15 protein-coding genes are annotated in these 21,462 nt (G+C 58.5%); 4 read left to right on the top strand and 11 right to left on the bottom strand.

Annotated elements, in window-relative coordinates; all coding sequences use genetic code 11:
* Nucleotides 1–9 precede the first annotated feature (9 nt).
* Nucleotides 10–441 (top strand): BA14K family protein, encoded by a 432-nt coding sequence (locus IG617_RS08105; protein WP_192108732.1) that lies wholly within the window; start codon nucleotides 10–12, stop codon nucleotides 439–441.
* A 110-nt stretch (nucleotides 442–551) separates the two neighbouring features.
* Here the strand turns inward: IG617_RS08105 and IG617_RS08100 are convergent, their stop codons facing one another.
* Nucleotides 552–1,322, bottom strand: a complete 771-nt coding sequence (locus IG617_RS08100) for an extensin-like domain-containing protein (RefSeq protein ID WP_192108731.1) — start codon at nucleotides 1,320–1,322, stop codon at nucleotides 552–554.
* 64 nt (nucleotides 1,323–1,386) lie between these two features.
* Here IG617_RS08100 and IG617_RS08095 point away from each other — a divergent pair, with 64 nt between their 5' ends.
* Nucleotides 1,387–2,007 carry a LysE family translocator gene (locus tag IG617_RS08095; protein WP_192108730.1) on the top strand — a complete coding sequence of 207 codons (621 nt, stop codon included), beginning with the start codon at nucleotides 1,387–1,389 and terminating at the stop codon, nucleotides 2,005–2,007.
* Nucleotides 2,008–2,023: 16 nt separating this feature from the next.
* Here IG617_RS08095 and IG617_RS08090 read toward each other — a convergent pair whose 3' ends face one another.
* The 8 genes from IG617_RS08090 to IG617_RS08055 all read right to left on the bottom strand — a co-directional run bounded on the left by IG617_RS08090 (nucleotide 2,024) and on the right by IG617_RS08055 (nucleotide 15,345).
* Nucleotides 2,024–3,166: a DUF2336 domain-containing protein gene (locus IG617_RS08090; RefSeq protein ID WP_192108729.1), complete on the bottom strand. Its 1,143-nt coding sequence runs from the start codon at nucleotides 3,164–3,166 to the stop codon at nucleotides 2,024–2,026.
* Between the two features lie 625 nt (nucleotides 3,167–3,791).
* Nucleotides 3,792–4,400, bottom strand: coding sequence for an FMN-dependent NADH-azoreductase (locus IG617_RS08085; protein WP_192108728.1), 609 nt, complete (start codon nucleotides 4,398–4,400; stop codon nucleotides 3,792–3,794).
* Between the two features lie 122 nt (nucleotides 4,401–4,522).
* Nucleotides 4,523–8,251: a methionine synthase gene (gene metH, locus IG617_RS08080; RefSeq protein WP_192108727.1), complete on the bottom strand. Its 3,729-nt coding sequence runs from the start codon at nucleotides 8,249–8,251 to the stop codon at nucleotides 4,523–4,525.
* Nucleotides 8,252–8,272: 21 nt separating this feature from the next.
* Nucleotides 8,273–9,187, bottom strand: a complete 915-nt coding sequence (gene metF / locus IG617_RS08075; RefSeq protein ID WP_192108726.1) for a methylenetetrahydrofolate reductase [NAD(P)H] — start codon at nucleotides 9,185–9,187, stop codon at nucleotides 8,273–8,275.
* 2 nt (nucleotides 9,188–9,189) lie between these two features.
* Entirely contained in the window at nucleotides 9,190–10,200 is a 1,011-nt protein-coding gene (locus tag IG617_RS08070; RefSeq protein WP_192108725.1) for an ArsR/SmtB family transcription factor, read from the bottom strand.
* Nucleotides 10,201–10,404: 204 nt separating this feature from the next.
* Nucleotides 10,405–11,283, bottom strand: a complete 879-nt coding sequence (locus IG617_RS08065; protein WP_192108724.1) for a LysR substrate-binding domain-containing protein — start codon at nucleotides 11,281–11,283, stop codon at nucleotides 10,405–10,407.
* Nucleotides 11,284–11,757: 474 nt separating this feature from the next.
* A complete protein-coding gene (locus IG617_RS08060; protein ID WP_209008355.1) occupies nucleotides 11,758–14,118 on the bottom strand; it encodes a mechanosensitive ion channel family protein in 2,361 nt (786 codons plus the stop codon).
* A gap of 141 nt (nucleotides 14,119–14,259) precedes the next feature.
* Entirely contained in the window at nucleotides 14,260–15,345 is a 1,086-nt protein-coding gene (locus IG617_RS08055; RefSeq protein WP_192108723.1) for a DUF2336 domain-containing protein, read from the bottom strand.
* Between the two features lie 311 nt (nucleotides 15,346–15,656).
* On the opposite strand from IG617_RS08055, the gene tsaA reads away from it, so the two are divergent.
* Nucleotides 15,657–16,181, top strand: coding sequence for a tRNA (N6-threonylcarbamoyladenosine(37)-N6)-methyltransferase TrmO (gene tsaA / locus IG617_RS08050; protein WP_192108722.1), 525 nt, complete (start codon nucleotides 15,657–15,659; stop codon nucleotides 16,179–16,181).
* 76 nt (nucleotides 16,182–16,257) lie between these two features.
* Here tsaA and katG read toward each other — a convergent pair whose 3' ends face one another.
* Nucleotides 16,258–18,441 (bottom strand): catalase/peroxidase HPI, encoded by a 2,184-nt coding sequence (gene katG, locus IG617_RS08045; RefSeq protein WP_192108721.1) that lies wholly within the window; start codon nucleotides 18,439–18,441, stop codon nucleotides 16,258–16,260.
* Nucleotides 18,442–18,657: 216 nt separating this feature from the next.
* Between katG and IG617_RS08040 the strand changes: the two genes are divergently transcribed.
* Nucleotides 18,658–19,569: a hydrogen peroxide-inducible genes activator gene (locus IG617_RS08040; RefSeq protein ID WP_192108720.1), complete on the top strand. Its 912-nt coding sequence runs from the start codon at nucleotides 18,658–18,660 to the stop codon at nucleotides 19,567–19,569.
* Nucleotides 19,570–20,135: 566 nt separating this feature from the next.
* Here the strand turns inward: IG617_RS08040 and IG617_RS08035 are convergent.
* On the bottom strand, nucleotides 20,136–21,458 hold the full coding sequence (locus IG617_RS08035; protein WP_192108719.1) for an NAD(P)/FAD-dependent oxidoreductase: 1,323 nt from the start codon (nucleotides 21,456–21,458) through the stop codon (nucleotides 20,136–20,138).
* Nucleotides 21,459–21,462 lie beyond the last annotated feature (4 nt).

The raw sequence follows: 21,462 nt of genomic DNA, 5'->3' as shown, positions 1-21,462 counted from the left end.
GAGCATGACATGACCAAGACCAAGCGCATTCTCGCAGTTGCCCTTTCCGGCGCCATGCTGTTGCCGGCAATCTCCATGGCCGAAGCAGGCCCTCGCAAAGGCTGGAACAAACATTCTGGCGGCCACGGCCAGCATCGTCCTCATCGCGGCCATGCACCAAAGAAGCACAACAATAATGCAGGCGCCGCCGTCGCCGCCGGCATCATCGGCCTGGCCGCAGGCGCCATCATCCTCGGCGCGACCAGCCAGCGTAGCTATGCAGCCCCGGCACGAAACTATTATCCGCCGGCACCAGCTCCTGGACGCGTTCATGGCGCTGGCTATGGCCTCCAGCCCTGGAGCCCCGCTTGGTACCGCTATTGCTCGGACAAGTTCCGCTCTTTCCAGCCGTCGACGGGAACATACACAACCTATCGCGGTGAGCAGAAGTTCTGTCAGTGACCAGCCCCCGGCCCGATATCTGGGATAGGTAGACCCACCTACCGACACTGACAGAAGCAAGGGCCTGCCGGTCTTCCGGCGGGCTCTTGTGCGCAGCTCTCCTACGGCCCCTACTGACAAATCAGGTAGGTGCAGTCACGCCCATGACATCCGGTGTCGACATGGAAATGAGAACTGTGATTGGGGTCGGCATCAGGCCCCAGAACCGTGGTGAAGACCTCGCAAGCGCCAGCATGAAGATGCTTCAGCGCACGGCCTTCAGGCGTGTCCTTCCCCCAGTCCTCTGCAATTGACGCCTCCACGTTATCGGCAAAGACGAAGGTGGTGATGTCCAGTGCCTTGCCTTTCGCATGTTCAGATAATTTTCCATCGGGGAGATTGTTCCGGCGCCGGCAAACATATCCCGGCCCGACCCTAAGCCCCGTAAGATCGCTTCCAACTTCCTTGCTCGCTTTCTTCACAGCGGGCCCGGAAAGGAACTCGGCAAACTTGCCAGCAAAGGCGCATCCCACGGTGGGCGGCGGCAACAAGCTGATCGGCGAAGAACCGGTGGTCGCCAACAGGCTGACCGCAGCCGGAACGCCGCAGCCATTTTCGCCCTCAACGCTCTCGACAATTTCGATCTCGGCAAGCTCGATCTCACACACTGCCTCGTTCGCAGTGCTCTCGCGCCTGTTCTCAGCCTTTACAGTCTCATCATCTGCAAGCTTATCATCTTGATCTGTCGGCAGAGATGGCTTGGAAACGGGAACCGGAGCGTCGCTTGCAGACCCTGGCTCCGCAAAAACAAGAGCTGCAAGGAAAAAGACGCCCAGGAGCCACGCGCCCTGCCATAGCTCTTGCAATCGGTTGCCTCGAAGCCGCATTGCGCAATTCACCATTTTCTCCTTGGTCTGAAGACGTTACTCTTCGCGACACTGAACCACTTCGCAAAGCTTTTCGACCATGACTCTCGAACTTTATTCAGCCTATGTCATCGCGACCCTGATCGTGCTGGCCATTCCAGGACCCACCATCATGCTGGTTGTCAGCTACGCTCTGGCACAGGGACGCAAGTCGGCCTCCGCCAGCGTGTTGGGCGTAGGTCTTGGTGATGCGACCGCTGCAGCAGCCTCCCTCCTCGGACTTGGCGCAATCCTGGCGACATCGGCCTATATGTTCGACATTTTGAAGTGGGTGGGAGCAATCTATCTGTTCTGGATCGGCATCAAGATGTGGCGCAACCGACCCGAAGCGCTGGAACCGCATCAGGTTGCTGAAGCGCCAGCGCGAAAGGTTTTCCTGCATGCCTATGTGGTGACAGCCTTGAACCCGAAGGGCATCGTCTTCTTCATGGCTTTCTTGCCCCACTTCATCGCGCCCGATGCAGCCGTCGCTCCGCAATTGTTCCTGCTCGGTGCGACCTTCGTGGTGCTTGGAGTCTTGAATGCAGCCGTATATGCGCTCGCCGCATCTGCAGTCGGCAACCGGATGCGGTCACCTGCATTCATGCGTCTGGTCAATCGCATCGGTGGTGGATTTTTGATGTCAGCGGCGGCCATGACTGCCAGCTTGCAACGCAACTGAGGAAGGGGGTCGCGGATTAATCCGCTTTCGGCTTTTTCTTGCTGCGCATGAAGGCACCGCGCTCCTCGACAACTTCTGGCTCGTCCTTCTTGGCCATGTTCGCACCAGTCGCACGGATCGCCTCGAGCGATTGCTTTGCACCGGCGACAGATGCGGCCGCGTAGCGATTGATCGCATCGTTAAGCTCAAGGCCACCACTTTGGAGCTTTCTCGCCCGCATGGTCAGAATGTCCTTGAAAGCCGCATCCGAAACCGAAAGGGCCTTGCAAACAATGATCAGCGGCTTGTCCGATGGGCTGTAGATCAGCCGTGACACAGCGGCAGCCGGAAGTTCGCCCACCTTGGCAAGCAGAATACCTAGTTCCGCAGCCCGATCCGACCGGGCAAATTGGGAAACGGCCTCGTCCAGGGTCTTCTTCTTGTTGGCAACGGCATCGATGATTTCAGCCGCTTCATTCCGGCTGGCTTCAAGGTGGCTGGCGCGCGCCTTCACTTCTTCGGCGGCGCGTTCCGCCATCACTTCGGCGAGCACATTGTCGCCGCCGAGCGCCTTGACCCTTTCCATCAATTCTGCACTGAGGAAACTCAAAAGGCATTTGGCGGACTCGGCCGGCATGTCCTGACGCTGGATGAGCGCTTCCTGGATTTCGGGACACGCCCGCGCTTTCTCAACAAGCCTCAGGAAGGTCTGGTCAGCCATCCGCGCGTTTTCGTTATTGGCGACGCTCTCCAAGATCTTGCGATTGCCGCGATCCACCAGAACGTTGGTCACTTTTTCATCCAGGACATCGCGTGTCGCAATCGCCTCGAGGTGTTCCATTGATCCGTCGAGGGCAATCGCTTCCAGCTCCTCCTCGGTCAAGAGTGGGGATTCTTTCAAGACCGGCTCCGCAATCTTGAACTCATCAGCGGCCAGTTTGACAACCAGATCGCGGGGCGCCGTAGGCAGCGTACCGACCCTTTGGGCGAGTGCCATCCGCGTTTCTTCTTCCAGCTGGTCGAGAACGCTCATGACGATCTCGCCGAACATGATGCTGACCTGCTCGGCGTGCTCGCGTTCAGGCGAGACAAACAAGTCGATCAATGCACTGACCAGACTCTTCCGTCCCCCCTTACTGCCATCTTTGGCAAGTTCCGCCAGCTTGCTTAAGCTCAGCATCCGCACCCTCTCGTTCAGCTGACTTTCACTAAAATGCCTAACATCTTATATTTAACAATAGACTACCTTAAGGAAGCATAATCCCTCTCAGATAACTAATAGTTAAAAGTGACAATATCTCTGGTTTGGCAAGTGAATGCCAAAAATGAACGCCCGTATTTTTCAATGAATATTTCAAGAAGCTGAGCCGTCGGCAGATATTCACAAGACCGACACACACAGTAAGATACTGATTTAAAATAGAATATTACGACAATTGCGCAATCTGGGACATGAAAAATGCGTATGCTTTGCAGTGCAGCAACTTTTTCGCTTTCGTGTTAACCCTGCATTCGCCTAATATCGCTGTCGGGTTGGAGCGGTTATTGGGAGGCCAACATGACCTTGACACGCAACATAAACATGCTCGCATTCTTCGCCGCATTCGCGTTTTTGGGCGCGATCGTGCTGGGGATCGTTTGAAAGCGGTCACATCAAGAGCCACCTGAGACAGAACCTGTTTCTCAGTAAAAAAAGTGGCGTGTAGTTTTTACAAAAAGGCAGTGACGGAAGAACCGTCACTGCCTTTTTTTATTGATCGGGCGGAAGTGCCAACCTTGAACGGCAACCTTCTGCTCACATGCGATCAGGCTGCAGCTGCAACTTCGCGCACCTGACCCAACGCTGCGGCGCGCTTGTCGGCAGCGTTTTCCATCAGCTGGTCGGCTGCGATCAGCGTCACATCCGTGATCCCGACAAAACCAAGCACATGCTTGATGTACCCTGTTGCAAAATCAATCTCGGACCCTGCCTTGGTGCCGCCGGATGCAACAATCACATAGGCTTTCTTGCCTTCCAAAAGGCCGACCGGACCCGCTTCCGAATAGCGGAACGTCTCACGCGCACGGGCAATATGGTCGATCCAGGCTTTCAGTGTCGCAGGAACACCGAAGTTGTAGATCGGTACGCCAATGACCAGAACATCCGCACTGCGCAGCTCTTCGATCAATGTGTCGGAAAGCGCGAGTTTCTGCTTTTGCTCATCGCTGCGTTCGGCGGCGTCGGTAAAGTTCGCTCCGATCCACGCCTCATCCAGAAAAGGCAGGCCTGCCGCCACATCGCGCGTAATGACCTTGTCTTGAGGGCGAGCTTCGACAAGGCGTGCAACAAGCTCATCGGCCAGTTCGCGGGTCATGGACCCTTCCTTGCGCGCCGATGCATCGATCTTCAAGATTGTCTTGGAATTTGCGGACATTCGTATCTCCATGGACTAGCGCAGGTGCCATGCACCGCTTCGTCCTGGAAATAGTATGACCAATCCGAACCCACTAGGACCGGATTGGTGAACACTGCGTTCGTTCCATCGTATTTCTACGATCACTCGGCCGCTTCAAGCCGACGTGGGTCATAGTTCAGGATCGGAGCCAGCCAGCGCTCGGCGAGGGCAACATCCCATCCCTTGCGCATTGCATAGTCTTCGATCTGATCCCGCTCGATCTTGCCAACGCCGAAGTAATGGCTTTCCGGATGCGCGAAATACAGCCCTGACACGGAAGATCCAGGTGCCATCGCATAGCTTTCCGTAAGACGGATGCCCGTCGCCTTTTCCGCATCGAGAAGCTCGAACAGGGTCGCTTTCTCCGTGTGATCCGGCTGCGCGGGATAGCCCGGGGCCGGACGTATGCCCTGGTATTTTTCTGCGATGAGCTCTTCATTTGAGAGCGTCTCATCGGCGGCATACCCCCAAAGTTCCTTGCGCACGATCTGATGCAGCTTCTCGGCAAAGGCTTCGGCAAGGCGATCGGCAAGAGCCTGACTGAGGATCTTGTTATAGTCGTCGCTCTCGCGGGCATACCGCGCGGCCAGCTCTTCTTCGCCATGACCCGCTGTCACCGCGAAACCGCCGATATAATCAGCAACTCCGCTCGCTTCAGGCGCAATGAAATCACTCAGCGCGACATTGGCCCGTCCGCCTGACGTGCGGCTCATCTGCTGGCGCAGACTGTGCAGGGTCGCCCGCTCCTGTGACCGCGCATCGTCCGCGAAAAGGACGATATCATCCCCACGGCCTGCTGCCGGCCAGAAGCCTGCGACACCGCGTGCCGTCAGAAGTTTCTTCTCGACGATCTCATCCAGCATGCGACGGGCATCGTCGTAAAGCGCCTTCGCCGCAGGGCCATAGCGATTGTCCGTCAGAACATCCGGATACCGGCCCTTGATTTCCCAGGTCGAGAAGAACGGCGTCCAGTCGATCAAAGGAACAAGCTTTTCGAGAGGGAAGTAGTCGAACGACTTCGTTCCGAGGAAGGACGGCTTGACCGGCGCATGAGCGGCAAAATCCGGCTGCAGACGGTTGTCACGTGCTACTTCGATGGAAACACGTTGCGCGCCGCCACGGCTCTTTGCGTGATCCTCGGCGATCTTGACGTATTCCTCGCGCACCTCGGCAAAGTAAGGCGCGCGCTGGCCTTCACTCATGAGCCTCGACGCAACACCGACCGCACGGCCGGCATCAGTCACATAGATCGCCTGGCCACGCTCGTAGTTCGGGTGAATCTTGACCGCCGTGTGAATACGGCTGGTCGTCGCTCCGCCGATCAAGAGCGGAACATCGAGACCTTCACGTTCAAGCTCGGCCGCCACATGACACATTTCATCGAGAGAGGGCGTGATCAGGCCGGAGAGACCGACAATGTCAACTTTCTCTTCCTTCGCCGTTTCAAGGATCTTGGCAGCCGATACCATCACCCCAAGGTCAATCACCTCGAAGTTGTTACACTGGAGAACCACGCCGACGATGTTCTTGCCGATATCGTGGACATCGCCTTTCACCGTCGCCATCAGGATCTTGCCAGCGGAAGAATGGCCCTCAAGGCCCTTCTCTTCCTTTTCCTTCTCCATGAAGGGCATCAAATGCGCGACGGCTTTTTTCATGACGCGAGCAGACTTGACCACCTGCGGCAGGAACATCTGACCGGAGCCGAAAAGGTCGCCAACCACGTTCATGCCGTCCATCAACGGACCTTCGATCACATGCAGTGGCCGGTCGAAATTATGGCGGGCTTCCTCGGTGTCCTCGACGACATAATCGTCAATGCCGTTGACCAGCGCATGCTCAAGACGCTTGGCAACGCCCCAGGTCCGCCAGGTCAGGTCAGCTTCCCGTTTCTTGCCACCCTCGCCTTTCCAGCGCTCGGCAGCATCCAGAAGCCTGTCGGTCGCTTCCGGCGACCGATTGAGGACAACGTCCTCGCACAACTCACGCAATTCCGGCTCGAGCTTGTCATAGACGGCCAGCTGTCCGGCGTTGACGATCCCCATGTCCATGCCCTGCGCAACGGCATGATAGAGGAACACCGAGTGCATGGCCTCGCGTACGCCCTCGTTGCCGCGGAAAGAGAATGACAGGTTGGAGACCCCGCCGGAGACATGAGCGTGCGGCAGATTCTGACGGATCCAGCCGGTCGCCTCGATGAAGTCGTTGCCGTAGTTGTTGTGTTCCTCGATGCCGGTCGCGACGGCAAAGATATTCGGGTCGAAGATGATATCCTCGGGCGGCAAGCCGACTTTCTCGGTCAGGATCTTGTAGGACCGTTCGCAGATCTCGATCTTGCGTTCATAGGTGTCGGCCTGACCTTGTTCATCGAACGCCATGACCACGACCGCAGCACCATACCGGCGCACGAGCTTTGCCTGCTCGATGAAAGCCTCTTCGCCTTCCTTCATGGAGATGGAATTGACGACACCCTTGCCCTGAATGCACTTCAGGCCGGCTTCGATCACGGTCCACTTGGAACTGTCAATCATGATCGGAACGCGGGCGATGTCCGGTTCAGCAGCGATCAGATTGAGAAAGGTGACCATGGCTTCCTCGGAATCGAGCAGCCCTTCGTCCATGTTGACGTCGATGATCTGCGCGCCGTTCTCCACCTGGTCGCGCGCCACATCCAGCGCAGTGTTGTAGTCGCCGGTCTTGATCAGCTTGCGAAACCGTGCAGAGCCCGTGACATTCGTACGCTCGCCCACATTGACGAAATTGACTTCCGGCGTCACCACGAAAGGCTCAAGGCCGGACAGCCGCATGTGCCTTGGCACATCCGGGATCGCACGCGGCGCCAGTCCTTCAACGGCTTCCGCGATCGCCTTGATGTGCGCAGGGGTCGTGCCGCAGCAGCCACCGACCACATTGACCAGCCCCGCTTCTGCGAACTCCCGGATCAACCCGGCCATATGCTCAGGGCTCTCATCATATTCGCCGAATTCATTGGGAAGGCCGGCGTTCGGATAGGCACAGACCAGCGTGTCCGCAACCCGTCCGAGCTCGGCCACGTGTGCGCGCATTTCCTTGGCACCGAGTGCGCAGTTGAGCCCGATGGTCAGTGGTTCGGAATGAGAAACCGAGTTCCAGAACGCCTCCGGCGTCTGGCCAGACAAGGTACGTCCCGACAAATCAGTGATCGTGCCCGAGACCATCACCGGCAGCTTTTTGCCCACTTCATCGAACACTTCGTCAATCGCAAAAAGCGCCGCCTTGGCGTTCAGCGTATCAAAAATAGTCTCGACCAGGATCAGATCCGCACCACCTGCAATCAGACCACGTACCGCCTCCGCATAGGCAATGCGCAGATCATCGAAGCTCACGGCCCGATAGCCCGGATTGTTCACATCCGGAGAGATTGACGCCGTCCGGTTGGTCGGTCCGAGGCCACCTGCCACATAGCGTTTGCGTGAAGGATCCTTCGCTTCAACGATATCGCAGGCCTCACGAGCGAGCCGCGCACTGACTTCGTTCAGTTCATAGGCCAGCTCCTCCATGCCGTAGTCGGCCTGGGCGATGGTGGTCGAGGAGAACGTGTTGGTGGCAACGATATCGGCGCCCGCGTTGAGGTAATCAACGTGGATCTGCCGGATTGCGTCCGGTTGGGTCAGGCTCAGCAGGTCGTTGTTGCCCTTCACATCCGAAGGCCAGTCGGCAAAGCGCGCACCGCGATAGGCCGCTTCATCGAATTTCAGCTGCTGGATCTCGGTGCCCATGGCGCCGTCAAGGACCAGAATACGAGAAGCCGCTGCCTCGGTCAGGCGATCAAACACATCAGTTTTTTTCACGAGAATACCCTTCCGGTCCGATCAGGCGGCCTGTTGTTCAGGAGCATGATTGCCCATGCCGAGCATGTGGCAGATCGCATACGTCAGATCGGCGCGGTTCATGGTGTAGAAATGGAAGTCGGAAATACCCCGGTCGACCAGGTCCATGACCTGTTCGCAAGCCACGGCAGCTCCCACGAGCTTGCGCGTGTCGGGATCATTCTGCAGGCCGGCAAAGCGCCGCGCCAGCCAGTCAGGGATCGATGTTCCGCATTTGGCCGAGAACACCATCGTCTGCTCAAAATTATGGATCGGCACGATACCGGGAATAACCGGAATGCTGATGCCGGCCTTCGCGATCCGTTCCAGATAAGTCTCGAACAGGTCGTTGTCGAAGAAATACTGGGTGATGATCCGGTCTGCGCCTGCATCCACCTTGCGCTTCAGATTGTCGATTTCAACGTCCCAGCCCGCACTTTCCGGATGGCGTTCCGGGTAGCCGGACACCGAAACATCGAAGTCGCCGATCGACTTGATTCCCGCGACCAGATCAGACGCATAGGCGTAGCCTTCCGGATGCGGACGGTAGATTGCACCAATGCCCTCGAGCGGATCACCGCGCAGACCAACCAGATGGCGCACGCCCATGTCCCAGTAATCCTGAATGATGGCGTCGACCTCAGCCTTGGAGGCACCGACGCAAGTCAGGTGCGCCGCCGGCAGGACGTCCGTTTCATTCAAAATGCGCTCGACAGTCTTATGAGTCCGCTCCCGCGTTGACCCGCCCGCTCCATAGGTCACGGAAACGAAGGACGGCGCGAGGGGCGCAAGACGCCCAACTGTCGTCCAGAGCGACTCGGCCATCTTTTCGCTCTTGGGCGGAAAGAACTCGAAAGACGCAGTGATCGGCGCAACGCTCGCCTGGCGCGAACGCCGTTTGGTCAATGTATGTGTCATGCTCAGGCAACCTCTCGGGTCGGTTCGGCCACCGGCAGGTCCGTCACGATACGCGGATCCCGGGCAAGCCACAGTGTCACAGTCAAATTGGTGTTTTCGTCGGACTGGGGGGCCAGGTCGGTGACCTGCTCCATCTCCAGATCCAGAGCTTCCAGCCAACGCTTCATCTGGTCATGGCCAAAGCCAAGACGTCGATGCGCATGGGTTTCCCGCAGGAACTCAAGTTCGTGCGGCGCAAAGTCGATGATCAGCAGCCGGCCACCAGGCCGCAGCGCTCTTGCTGCCTCCGCAAGCGCACGCGCCGGGTCGTCAAGGAAGTGTAGCACCTGATGGATCGCCACCACGTCAAAGGACCGCGGCGGAACATTCAGTGCATAGATATCGCCGTGGCGAACCTGAGCATTGCTCAGACCGATGCGCGCCAGATTGGCGCGAGCGACGGAAAGCATGTCATGGGAAGCATCAATTCCAAGCGCAGAGACATAGCGGTCGGAAAGCAGTTCCAGCAGCCGTCCGGTCCCGGTTCCCAAATCCAGAAAGCTCTGAAACGGGCGCTCGCCCAAAACGCGGAGCAAAGCCTTTTCGACGTCGCTGTCGGCGGCATGGAGAGAACGCTCCGTATCCCAGGTCGCGGCCTTCGCCGCGAAATAGGCCGCAGCTTCTTCTGCCTTCGCTTTGCGAATTGCCTGGAAGCGCTCACGGTCTGCGGTCAATACGGGGTCAGTTGCCGAGATCCTTTTGACCAGATCGCGGGCAAAATCCGCTGCAGGTCCGTCCGCCAGGCGGTAGTAGACCCAAGACCCTTCCGGAAACCGCAGGATCAGCCCGGCTTCCGCCAGCAATTTCAAATGTCGGGAGATGCGGGGCTGGCTTTGACCGAGGATCGCGGTCGCGTCCTTGACGGTCAACTCACTCTGCCCGAGCAGAGCAACAAGGCGCAGGCGCGTCGCCTCCCCCACTGCACGCAGCGATGCCAGCGTCGCCTCAACCGATAAAGTGTCCTGATCGATCATCAAGCCGTCCAAGTCTGCTAAGTCGAATTTTGATATAAAGATATCTTTATACGATAAAATAACTCAATTCAAGCGCATGCATCAGGAACAATGGCCCGCGCTCATCGCAAGGCACGCGGAAAAGCACCTACATCGCCTCGGTGCAGCACGGGATCATTTGAGCAGGAAAGGCTCTAGAAAAGGTTAGACGCACCTAAAACACGCTCAGTCTTGACGCTCAAGCCAGTCCAAAAGTGCCTGAACCTTGCTGCGATCCCGGCCTCGGCCCGTTATGATCGCACCAAACCCGCGCTCGATACGGTGGAACCCGAAAGGAGCGACAAGGCGTCCCGAGGACAGTTCCTCCGCCACCAATCGCTTCTCCACAAGCGCAACCCCAAGGCCGGCCACCGCCGCCTCGATCGCAAGGAAAAGATGCGGAAAGGCCTGGTCGTGCTCAGCCGAAACGCGGATGCCTGTCATTTCCTCCCAGCCCGCCCAGGTGTGCGGTGCGATCTCCTGGAGAAAACGCGTGTCGCAGTGATACCCGGCCGATGTCTTTTCAAGCACCACCGCAGGCGCATGAACAAGACCGAACGAAACGTCTCCTAGCGTACGTATATGAGGGTCCTCGTAAAACCCATCCGACCAGTTCAACCGGTCCCAGGTCAGGATCAGATCGAGCTCGCGATTGGGAACCTGTTCGCGCCCAGTCATGCGAAAGCTCAGTTCGATGCCGGGCACGGACTGATAGAGATCCGGCATGCGCGGCATCAGCCAGCGCATCGCATAGGTCGCACTGATGCCAATCTCAATGACCGCATCATCTGCACGCCGCTGAAACCGTGAGCGGCTCTCGGCCAATGTATCAAGGATGTCAGCAACAGTGGCCGCGAAGTCTCGTCCTTCCTTGGTGAGAACGACACCAACCCCCTCCTTGGCGAAAAGCGGAATGCCGAGGTCCTCCGACAGATGAGCTACCTGCTTGCTGACCGCGCCATGGGTCCGGCCCAATTCATCAGCCGCAGCTTTCATCGAGCCAAGCCGCGCGACGGCCTCAAAGGCAGGCAAAGCAGATAGTGGTGGCAGGAGCCTGCGTCCCATCGGTTCGTTTTCCTCACATATTGGCGAGATTAATTCGGTTTTGCAAAACCCGCTCTCCTGACATGATACGTGCAGAGAGGAAAAGAAAATGCAACTCACAGCCATAAAAACAGATAGAAATCTGAGCTTCAAGCACGCTCAGCCCCAATCACAAACTCACCTGACGCTTGTCGCCAGCAGTGACAACCCGTCAACTTTTTCTCACACAACCGGCAATCCAGAAGACGCTAGAGAAGCTGGAAGAGCCCAGCCCCCCAGGTCGCGTTTGGCCCTTTGGCATCAACGCTGGCAAAGCCGAAGAAAACTGGAACGCGAACTCAAGGGGCAGCCAGACAGCGTCCTGAAGGACGCCGGTTATGATCGGCAAAGCCTGCGCCGTGAACTCGCAAAGCCGTTCTGGCAGGGCTAGCAATAAAAAACCGCCGCCTGGCAAGACCCAGGCGACGGCTTGACGTTTCAACGAAATGCTATCGACTAGAGCTGATCGGCGGGGTCATCGCCGTCCTGAACTGCCTCTTCCAGAGCACCGGCCGCCGCAGCGCCTGCAGCAGCAGCCCTGGCGGCAGCATCGCCCGGCTGTGGCCCCTCTTCTTCATCACCAGTCGCCACACGCACGGTGACCTGCTTGTGCGCGAACTTGATGCCGTTCTTTTCAAAGAGGTCCTGCAACCCGGCATAAACGACCTTGCGAAGTTCGAATTGTTTGCCAGGCTTGGTCATGAATTTGACCCGCGCAATCATCGCAGAATCTTCCATCGCCAGAATGCCTTGGGACTTCAGCGGCTGGAGGAACATCGGGCCATAGTATTCGTCATCCAGAAGCTCCTGCCCGAACTTCTTGATGATCTTGCGCATCTTTTCGACGTCCGTGTCATAGGTGACGCGGAAGGCCAGCTTCATCATCGCCCAGTCGCGAGAGAAGTTTTCAACGTGCTGGATCTCGCCGAAAGGAATGGTCGTCAGCGCGCCGCGGTGATGCCGCAACTGCATGGAACGGATCGAGATCTTCTCGACCACGCCCTTTGCACTGCCAATATCGATGTACTCACCGCGCCGGAAGGCATCATCAAGCAGGTAGAAGGCGCCTGAGAAGATATCGCGAATGAGCGTCTGCGCGCCAAAACCGATTGCAAGCCCGACCACGCCGGCACCGGCGAAGAGCGGGGCAATGTTCACACCCATCTCGGACAGAACCACCATCGCCGCAATCGCCACGATCGTGATCAGCAGGAAGTTGCGGAAGATCGGCAGAAGGGTTGCGATCCGGCTTTCGCCCACGCCGCCAACTTCGGCTTCCTCATCCTTTTCCTCACCGGGCCCTTCCTTGGCAATACGCCCGTCAATCGCCACCTCGACCGCCTTGTAGGCCATGTAGCCGAGGAAGATGATCAGCAGGATTTCAATCATCCCACCGACATAGGTCGATCCATCGGTGATCGAAACGCCCCAAAGCCGGGCAAGGATCACGAGACCGCCAAAGCAGGCAAGGATGGACGCACCATGATCGAGCAGATGGCGGAAAGGCGAGCGATGCGCTTCCATGTCGGCCGCTTCTGCTTGGGCTTGGGCCTGAGTGACCTGGGGATCCAGGTCGTCCTCGCCTTCCGTGGCTTCCGCCCGTTCGATGTCGGCGGCGAGTGAGGCCTGAACCTTGGGCGTGTCGAGACGCGGCAGCAACACGCGATCAATCAGAAGAACCAGAAGACCATAGGCGATGATCGCCATAAGCAGCGCCTGCAGAGGCGCGACCACAAGACCGGTCGCATCAGGAAGATCGAGCAGGATACGGATCGAAGAAACCGCCCAGGCAGCCAGAAAATAGACCGCAGCAACCAGATGCCAGGATCTGGAGAGCACCCGGCGCCACAAGGGCGCCTGCTCGCCTGCCTCACCGCGAATGAGTGCGCCTATGGCATACCGATAGGCCACCGCGATGCCGGTGAGGATAAGGCACGACAGCAAGGCCGAGGCGATCAGGGCAAGCTTATGCGCATCCTTCGGCAAGCCAAGCTTGTCCATCCAGTTGCACAGGGCCAGTGCCAGGGCTGAAACCGCAGTCCCGACAATCAGGCTGCGGTAAAGGCCAAGCGCATCCTTGTCAGACAGGGCAAAGACACGGTGGCTGGGCACATTTGGCACCAGCAAATTGAGGAAGACAATGCGCAGCCCCATGAACAGTGTCGTGACGCTCAAAATCACAATGGCCGTTTGATGCGCGCTGACCGGCCCACGGTTCAGGAACAACAAAATGAGGCCAGCGATCGCGACAAACACCACAAGGCCCGCCAGCATGAGCAGGCCGCGCAAGAACAGGTAGCTGAGTTTGTCTGCCCGCGGCTGCACGCCTTCGGAATAACGATGGGCAAAGTGCCTGCGCCCCCACATAAGAACCAGCCGATAGCCCAAAAGGCCAAGACCGATCGCCACGACCACCCCAGGCAGCGTTGCCCAAAGCCATCCCATGTCTCCGTGCCCGCCTTTGGATCGCAGCGTCGCGCCGATGGTTTCATGCAGGTCCGGAGCACTCTTCAGGATCTGCAAGACCACATCGCGCGCCTTGAGCGCCCTTGCGACATAAAACTCCATCGTTCGGGACTGCTCTTCCGCGCCAGCCGCAGCATTTTCAGCCGCCGGCTGAGCTGGCTCCGCAGGGGCAGATGCTTCGGTCTTGTCGCTTGAAAGGTCCGTCAAGATGCCGAGCGCGCCCTGCGCATCGGCATTGGAAGATAAAAGGGCCATCCAGAAAACAGCTGCCACCAGCAGGAGCAGAAGCCCCATCATGCGCGATGAAAGCTCAAGTGTCGTTTGATGCAACGTCTCCGCCTTGATGGTCATTTCCGTCCCCCTTTGACGCCCGGCATTCTGATTTGTCTAAGGTTTCAGTATGACGACGTCCAGACAAAACAAGACGGCGGTCCGTTTACCGAACCGCCGCCAAAACACAAGTTGAGCCGAAACAAGGGGATAGGCCAAACACTAGTTCAGCATGACATTGCCCCAATGCGCCATGCGGCGCTCGGCTTCACCAACGCTCATCCGGTCAAAGGTTCTCATAGATGTCGCACGGATCTCCGGTGTCAGGCGATGGCGCCATGGGCCGATGGAGAGCAGCGAATTGACGGTAATGGAGGACAGGCCACTCGCTTTGGCGATGATCAGAAACGGCTCCGGATCGGCGCGGACCATCCAGTGGCTGACCTCTTCAACCCCGCAGCGGACCATCCAGGCAAAGGCTGCGACAGATTCAGGAAAGCGGTCTTCGATGGCGAAGCGACGCAGGGTGGCTTCCGTGACCATGCCCCGTTTTGCCAGGAGCAAAACCCGGTTGCGAGCCGTCTCGAAGTCATAGCGGGCGAGCCAGTATTCGTTGGTCATCCGCTGGGCGGTGATGTCGGCAGCTTCCGGCAGCCGTGCGGCATCGGCGATTTCGCCGCGCTTCACGAGCGCCTTGCGAACTTCTTCGCAGGCAACGCCGACAAGCTGTTTGATATGGTGTTCGGCCAGATCTGCGCGCTCGCTCAGCGACATTTGAATGGTGGCGTCAGCGGTGGAGTCGCCAATCAGCTTCATCAAGGTACGATCCGAGAACGTCGCTCCGGAATTGCCCGCCACCTGACGCTTTACATGAACATCGCCACGATTCACCAGAACTTCGGTCACAGCTTCGGAAAGCACTTCGCGCTTCGCAATGGCAAGGCGATGGCTGTCGTCCTTCTTCTCCGCGATATTTACGAGATCCGCATCACGAAGCACCGTTGAACACCGCAAAATGGGCTCTGCAATGACGATTTCATCCTCGGCAAGCTTGCGGATGGTCCCTTCCGGCCCGCGCCGCAGACCTGCCATCTGTTCGGCCACGAAGCTGCGGACTTCGACCTCGACCATACTGATCAGCCGCAACAGGACACTGTCGTAAATGTCGACTTGTTCCGCTGTGCAGCGATCCGAGGTGTAGGCAAACAGGCTTGCCACATGCCGGGCCAGTTCCGCGCTGCGAGAGCTGTCCGCCCCGCCGTCCAGTTCCTGGAAATTCACCAGTTCGGTTTTCAACGCCTGTGTCATGCTGCATTACCTGATTGAGAAGTTTCCGTAAGGCGAACATGAAGGTGAGTTTTGAAGAAGGAAAAAACGGAAAAGGGAGGAATAAATTTGTCTTTTGCTAAAATTTGACAACAATTCTATCAGCATTGACAAAATGAGCCATAAGACATTGATTTAAAATCAAAAATCAGAAATTTTGCCGCGTTCACCCAGCGAATTCCATTGTTATATTTCCGAGGTATTTTTTTTGTTTCCCTTTGTTTCACTCTGCAGGCTTGCGCGAAGCCTGACAAAGGCACTCAATTCAATGCCAACTTGAAAAAGGTCAAATCATGCCTGATTCCGCCAGATCCGGCGAAAAGATCCTTCCCCAAGATCCGGCAGACATGCCAGCCGACGCTGGCCTGGTGTTCATCGGCCATATCGCAACGCCCTGGCAGGACCGTCATGCCTGCCCAAGAAGCGGCGGACGCGACGACGACATTTGCACGATCCATCTCAACCCACGTTATCAGGACGGCCTCAAGTCCGTCGAAAGCTGTTCACACCTGATCATCCTCTACTGGATGCATGAGGCGCGACGCGACATCATCGTTCAGGCACCGGCCTTCGACAGCGTCACCCACGGCTGCTTTGCTCTGCGATCTCCGGTGAGGCCCAATCCCGTCTCCCTCTCCGTGGTCGAACTTGTCTCCCTTGACGGCTGCGCGCTGAAGGTCCGGGGTCTTGATTGTCTTGACGGCACGCCACTGATCGACATCAAGCCCTATTTCCCCCGCAATGACTCGGTGCCGGAGGCCACCGTCGGCTGGCATGGACAGCGCAGTCATCCGGAGCGTCGCTCCACTGATCTTTAGCGCCACCTTTCAGACAAGCAAAAAGGGCGGCCCGCAAAGGCCGCCCAATTCAATATCGTAATAATAACTTGCCTGATCAGGCGAGGTCAAACCGATCCGCGTTCATGACCTTGGTCCAGGCCGCCACGAAGTCCTTGGCGAACTTTTCGCTGGCATCATCCTGAGCGTAGACTTCCGCATAGGAGCGCAGGACCGAGTTCGATCCAAACACCAGATCCATACGCGTGGCTGTCCACTTGACGTCGTTGGTCTTGCGGTCGCGGATCTCATAATTCCCGTCAGCCGCCTTCGCCCACGTATTGGACATATCCGTCAGATTGACGAAGAAGTCCGTGGTCAATGCACCTTCACGGTCGGTGAAGACACCATGCTTGGTGCCGCCGTAGTTGGTGCCAAGGACGCGCATGCCGCCAACCAGTACGGTCATCTCATGGGCGGTCAGACCCATCAGCTGAGTGCGGTCGAGCATCAGTTCTTCCGGGCTGACGACATAGTCCTTTTTCAGCCAGTTGCGATAACCGTCATGAACCGGCTCAAGCGGCTCGAAGGACTCCGCGTCGGTCATTGCGTCGGTCGCGTCTCCGCGGCCCGGTGCGAAAGGAACCGAGACGTTGAGACCCGCAGCCTTGATGGCCTGCTCGATGCCGACGTTGCCTGCGAGAACGATGACGTCCGCAACGCTTGCACCGGTTTCGGCAGCGATGCCTTCCAGAACGCCGAGCACCTTGGCCAGACGGGTTGGCTCATTACCTTCCCAGTCCTTCTGCGGTGCCAGACGGATGCGGGCACCATTGGCGCCGCCGCGCATGTCAGACCCACGGTAGGTGCGGGCGCTGTCCCAGGCAGTGGAAACCATCTCGGACAGGCTCAGGCCGCTGGCAGCGATCTTCGCCTTGACGGCATCGACGTCGTAGGACATGGAACCGGCGGGGATTGGATCCTGCCAGATTAGGTCTTCCTGCGGCGCTTCCGGACCAATGTAACGAACCTTCGGCCCCATGTCGCGGTGGGTCAGCTTGAACCAAGCGCGGGCAAAAGTGTCCTGGAAGTAAGCCGGATCGGCGATGAACTTCTCGCAGATTGCGCGATAGGTCGGATCCACCTTCATGGCCATGTCGGCATCGGTCATCATCGGGTTGTGACGGATAGAAGGATCGGTTGCATCAACCGGCTTGTCTTCTTCCTTGATGTCGATCGGTTCCCACTGCCATGCACCGGCCGGGCTCTTCTTCAATTCCCATTCGTAGCCGAACAGAAGGTCGAAGAAGCCCATGTCGAACTTGGTCGGATGGGTGGTCCAGGCGCCTTCCAGACCGGAGGTCACCGCATTGGCAGCCTTGCCGTGCTGGTTCGGGTTGCTCCAGCCAAGGCCCTGCTCTTCAATGCCAGCTGCTTCCGGCTCTGCACCAAGAGCTTCTGCGTCGCCGTTACCATGGGTCTTGCCGACCGTGTGGCCACCAGCGGTCAGCGCCGCGGTTTCCTCGTCGTTCATGGCCATGCGGGCGAAGGTCTCGCGCACCTGAGCCGCAGTCTTCAGCGGATCCGGCTTGCCGTTGACACCTTCCGGATTCACATAGATCAGGCCCATCTGCACGGCGGCAAGCGGGTTTTCCATGGTTTCCGGGTTGTCGACGTCATCATAACGCTCGTCGGAAGGCGCAAGCCATTCCTTCTCGGCGCCCCAGTAGACGTCTTTTTCCGGGTGCCAGATGTCTTCGCGGCCGAAGGCAAAGCCGAAGGTCTTCAGACCCATTGTCTCATAGGCCACATTGCCGGCAAGGATGATCAGGTCGGCCCAGGAAATGGCATTGCCGAACTTCTTCTTGATCGGCCACAGAAGGCGGCGTGCCTTGTCGAGGCTGACGTTGTCCGGCCAGGAGTTCAGTGGAGCGAAACGCTGGTTGCCCGTGCCGCCGCCGCCACGGCCATCGGCCAGACGGTAGGAACCGGCCGCGTGCCAGGCCATGCGGATCATCAGGCCGCCATAGTGACCCCAGTCAGCCGGCCACCAGTCCTGGCTGTCTGTCATCAGGGCGCGCAGATCGTTCTTCAGCGCGTCCACATCGAGGCTTTTCAGCTTCTCGCGGTAGTCGAAGTCCTGGCCCAGCGGGTTGGTCTTCGTGTCATGCTGATGCAGGATGTCGAGGTTGAGGGCGTTCGGCCACCAATCGGTGTTTGCCACGCCGGCAGCCGTATTGGCACCGTGCATCACCGGGCATTTGCCGGAGCTGTCATTCACATCTTTCAGCTTAGCGGTCATAGTTCCTCTCCAGTCCTTCCAGGCAATCATTAATTCTCTGCACCAGCCGGGCCCATCGTGACACAACCTGATGTCAGTCAGATGGTACCGTCCGTGCTCCGATTGACAGGATGTCATCCCGGCGCACCCCCGGTGGCTTGGCCAGAAGATAGGCGCGGTCCGCGATCAGGTCCAATTGGATTGATTCTAAGATACGATCAGATTATCTTATCAGTCATGATCTCTCTTCGCCAACTTCGTTATCTTGAAGCCCTCGCCAGACACCTGCATTTCCGCAAGGCGGCCGATGCAGTTTCAGTCTCCCAGCCCGCGCTCTCGATGCAGATCAAGGATCTGGAGGCAGAGCTGGGCGTCAAGCTGGTGGAACGCCAGCCCAACTCCGTGCGCCTGACGCGGGAGGGCGAGGAAATTGCCGCGCGCGCGCGCAAGATTCTCACGGACGTGCGGGACCTCACCGACTATGCCCGGCAAATGTCCCAGCCTCTTGCCGGCCCCTTGCGTCTGGGCATCATTCCCTCCATCGCGCCTTATCTTCTGCCGCGGATCCTGCCGGCGCTCAGCCTCTCCCACCCGGATCTGAAGCTCACCATCCGCGAGACCCTGACCGATCCCATGACCCAGGAGCTTCTGACCGGAGATCTGGACGCCATCGTCGTTGCCCTGCCGGTCCTTCATCCGGCACTGGTCAGCGAGCCGCTCTTCACCGACCGCTTTCTCCTGGCCCGCAAGGCAGGCAGCAGCCATGATGCAGCGACCTGCGTCTCGGCCAGGGATCTTGAAAGTGAGAACATGCTGCTTCTGGAGGAAGGCCACTGCCTGCGGGACCAGGCGCTGAACTACTGCCAGAACCTGCCGGCACCGGGCAAGAACGCCCTGGGCGCCACCTCGCTTTCAACCGTCATGCAGATGGTTGCCGCCGGCTATGGTGTCACGCTCCTGCCCGAGATCTGCGCCGAAGTGGAAGTGCGCGACGAACGGGTTGTCCTGCAACGCTTCGAAAGCCCCCAGCCCGCCCGCACCGTCGGCCTCGTCTGGCGCAAGTCCTCGCCCCGCAAGGAGGATTTCGAAACCCTACTGGAGACCCTTCGGACAACGGTGAGTGAAGCGGGCTGCCGGCTGGCAAGCTAGCGAAGGGCATGAGAATGGATCCTCGGGACACGCCCGAGGATGACGCTGGTGTGTGTGGTTAGGATGTGGCGGGGCCTCTCACTCCATGCCTTCCCGGACGCAGCGACGCGGAGATCCGGGACCCAATATGCCGGAACCTCACGGGTCATGCAGCACAGTCTACGACTACTGCCCCCCATGCCTGCGCAGGGAAGGCATCGCACTTGGGCATTTACCACCCCACTCCATCATGCCATGGCTCGACCATGGCATCCATGCCGTGACTTTGCCACACAGAACCACTTCGATCTGGAGACATGAAACAGCATGGATTGCAGGATCAAGTCCTGCAACGACGGCCGGGAGGGTTGCGACGTCTGATATCCAACAGCCCCTCCCTCGCCCAAAAACGGTCATCCCCGCCTCGTGCAGGGATCCAGACCACTTGGCTGTCCGCCGTTCAGATGTGAGTATGAGCTGACCTAACCCCGTCTCGCTTTCTCCGCTTCTACTACTGATACAAGAACCAATGGATCCCCGCACAAGGCGGGGATGACGTCTGGAGTTGGAAAAAGACCGCGTGCGGGTCAGCGGTCCTTCAGCCCGTAAGCCCAATAGGCACCCTGCAGATAAAGCTGGCGCAGGGCAGGAAACGGAAATCTGCGCAAGGGCCTCGAAATCACCGCAGGCAAATCCGCCTGCGTGATCCGGCCAAGCGCCAGATCCGCGACCTTTTCGCCAGAGAGTGACGACATCGCAATGCCACTGCCATGGTAGGCCAGCGACGCAAAGACGCCATCCATTTCCGGAACAGCACCAACATAGGCGCTCAGGTCCCGTGCGAGACACACATGGCCATGCCATTGGTGGTCGGCCTCCACGTGAGCCCAGGCCGGGAACATCCTGTCGAAATCCGCCCTGCCCCGAGCCCGCATGGCCTTGAGGCTGTCCGGAGTTTCAAAAATGCCGCCACGGGTGCCGAACAACATGCGCCGATCCGGCAGGAGGCGGAAATAGTGCAGCAGGATGCGGGTGTCAGCGGCCATCAGGTCGCTCGTCCAACCCTGGTCGTTCAGCTCCACGTTGCTTAAGGGGCGCGTGACCAGAACCGAGGACATCACCGGCAGCAACCTGCCGTTCAACCAGTTCGGCGCATTCTCTCGGGAATAGCCATTCCCTGCGAGGATGACCTTTTCCGCCTGCACGCTGCCATAACGGGTCGCAAGCCGCCAGTTCGGCCCTTCCTGCTCAAACTGGGTGACAGGCGTATGGGCAAAGATCCGGCCTCCACGGCGCCGAACTTGCGCCGCTAGAGCCTGAACATATTTCATCGGATTGAGCGCAAAGCCATAAGGCAGATGCAGACCGCCATGGAACTCGGGGCCGCCAAGGCCGCGCTCCTTGAGGGCATCAGGCCCAAGAACCGCAGCCTCGACACCGAAGGTCTCCTCCTGGAAGGCAGCCTCCGCAGCAAAACCGGCATAATCCCTGGGCCGATGAGCAAGGATGATCTCGCCCTTCGAGTGACGATCTGCGTCCAGGTTCCAGCGGGCGAGCCGGTCGTCGACCGTATCGATGGCCTCAAGCTGATAGGCCAGAAAGCGCTTGGCTTCCTCCAAGCCAAACTTCGAAATCAGTTGGGCGTCGGACCGCTTGGTTCCGCCCGTGCAGCAAAAACCGCCGTTGCGCCCCGACGCCCCCCAGCCAACCCGGTTGGCTTCAAGGACACAGACCGAAAGCCCGGCCTCGGCCAGACGAAGAGCCGCCGAAAGGCCGGTATAGCCCGCGCCGACAATGGCAACATCGAAGCGCGCCTCTCCGACCAGCTGCCGGTCTTCCTTGATTTCACCGACAGAGGCTTCCCAATAGCTGCCGATGGTAATCCCGTCCTGTTCGCCGATATGCGCCATGGAT

The organism is Roseibium polysiphoniae (assembly GCF_014842925.1).
Classification (GTDB): Bacteria; Pseudomonadota; Alphaproteobacteria; order Rhizobiales; family Stappiaceae; genus Roseibium; species Roseibium polysiphoniae.
This window is presented reverse-complemented; position numbering and strand designations above follow the sequence as displayed.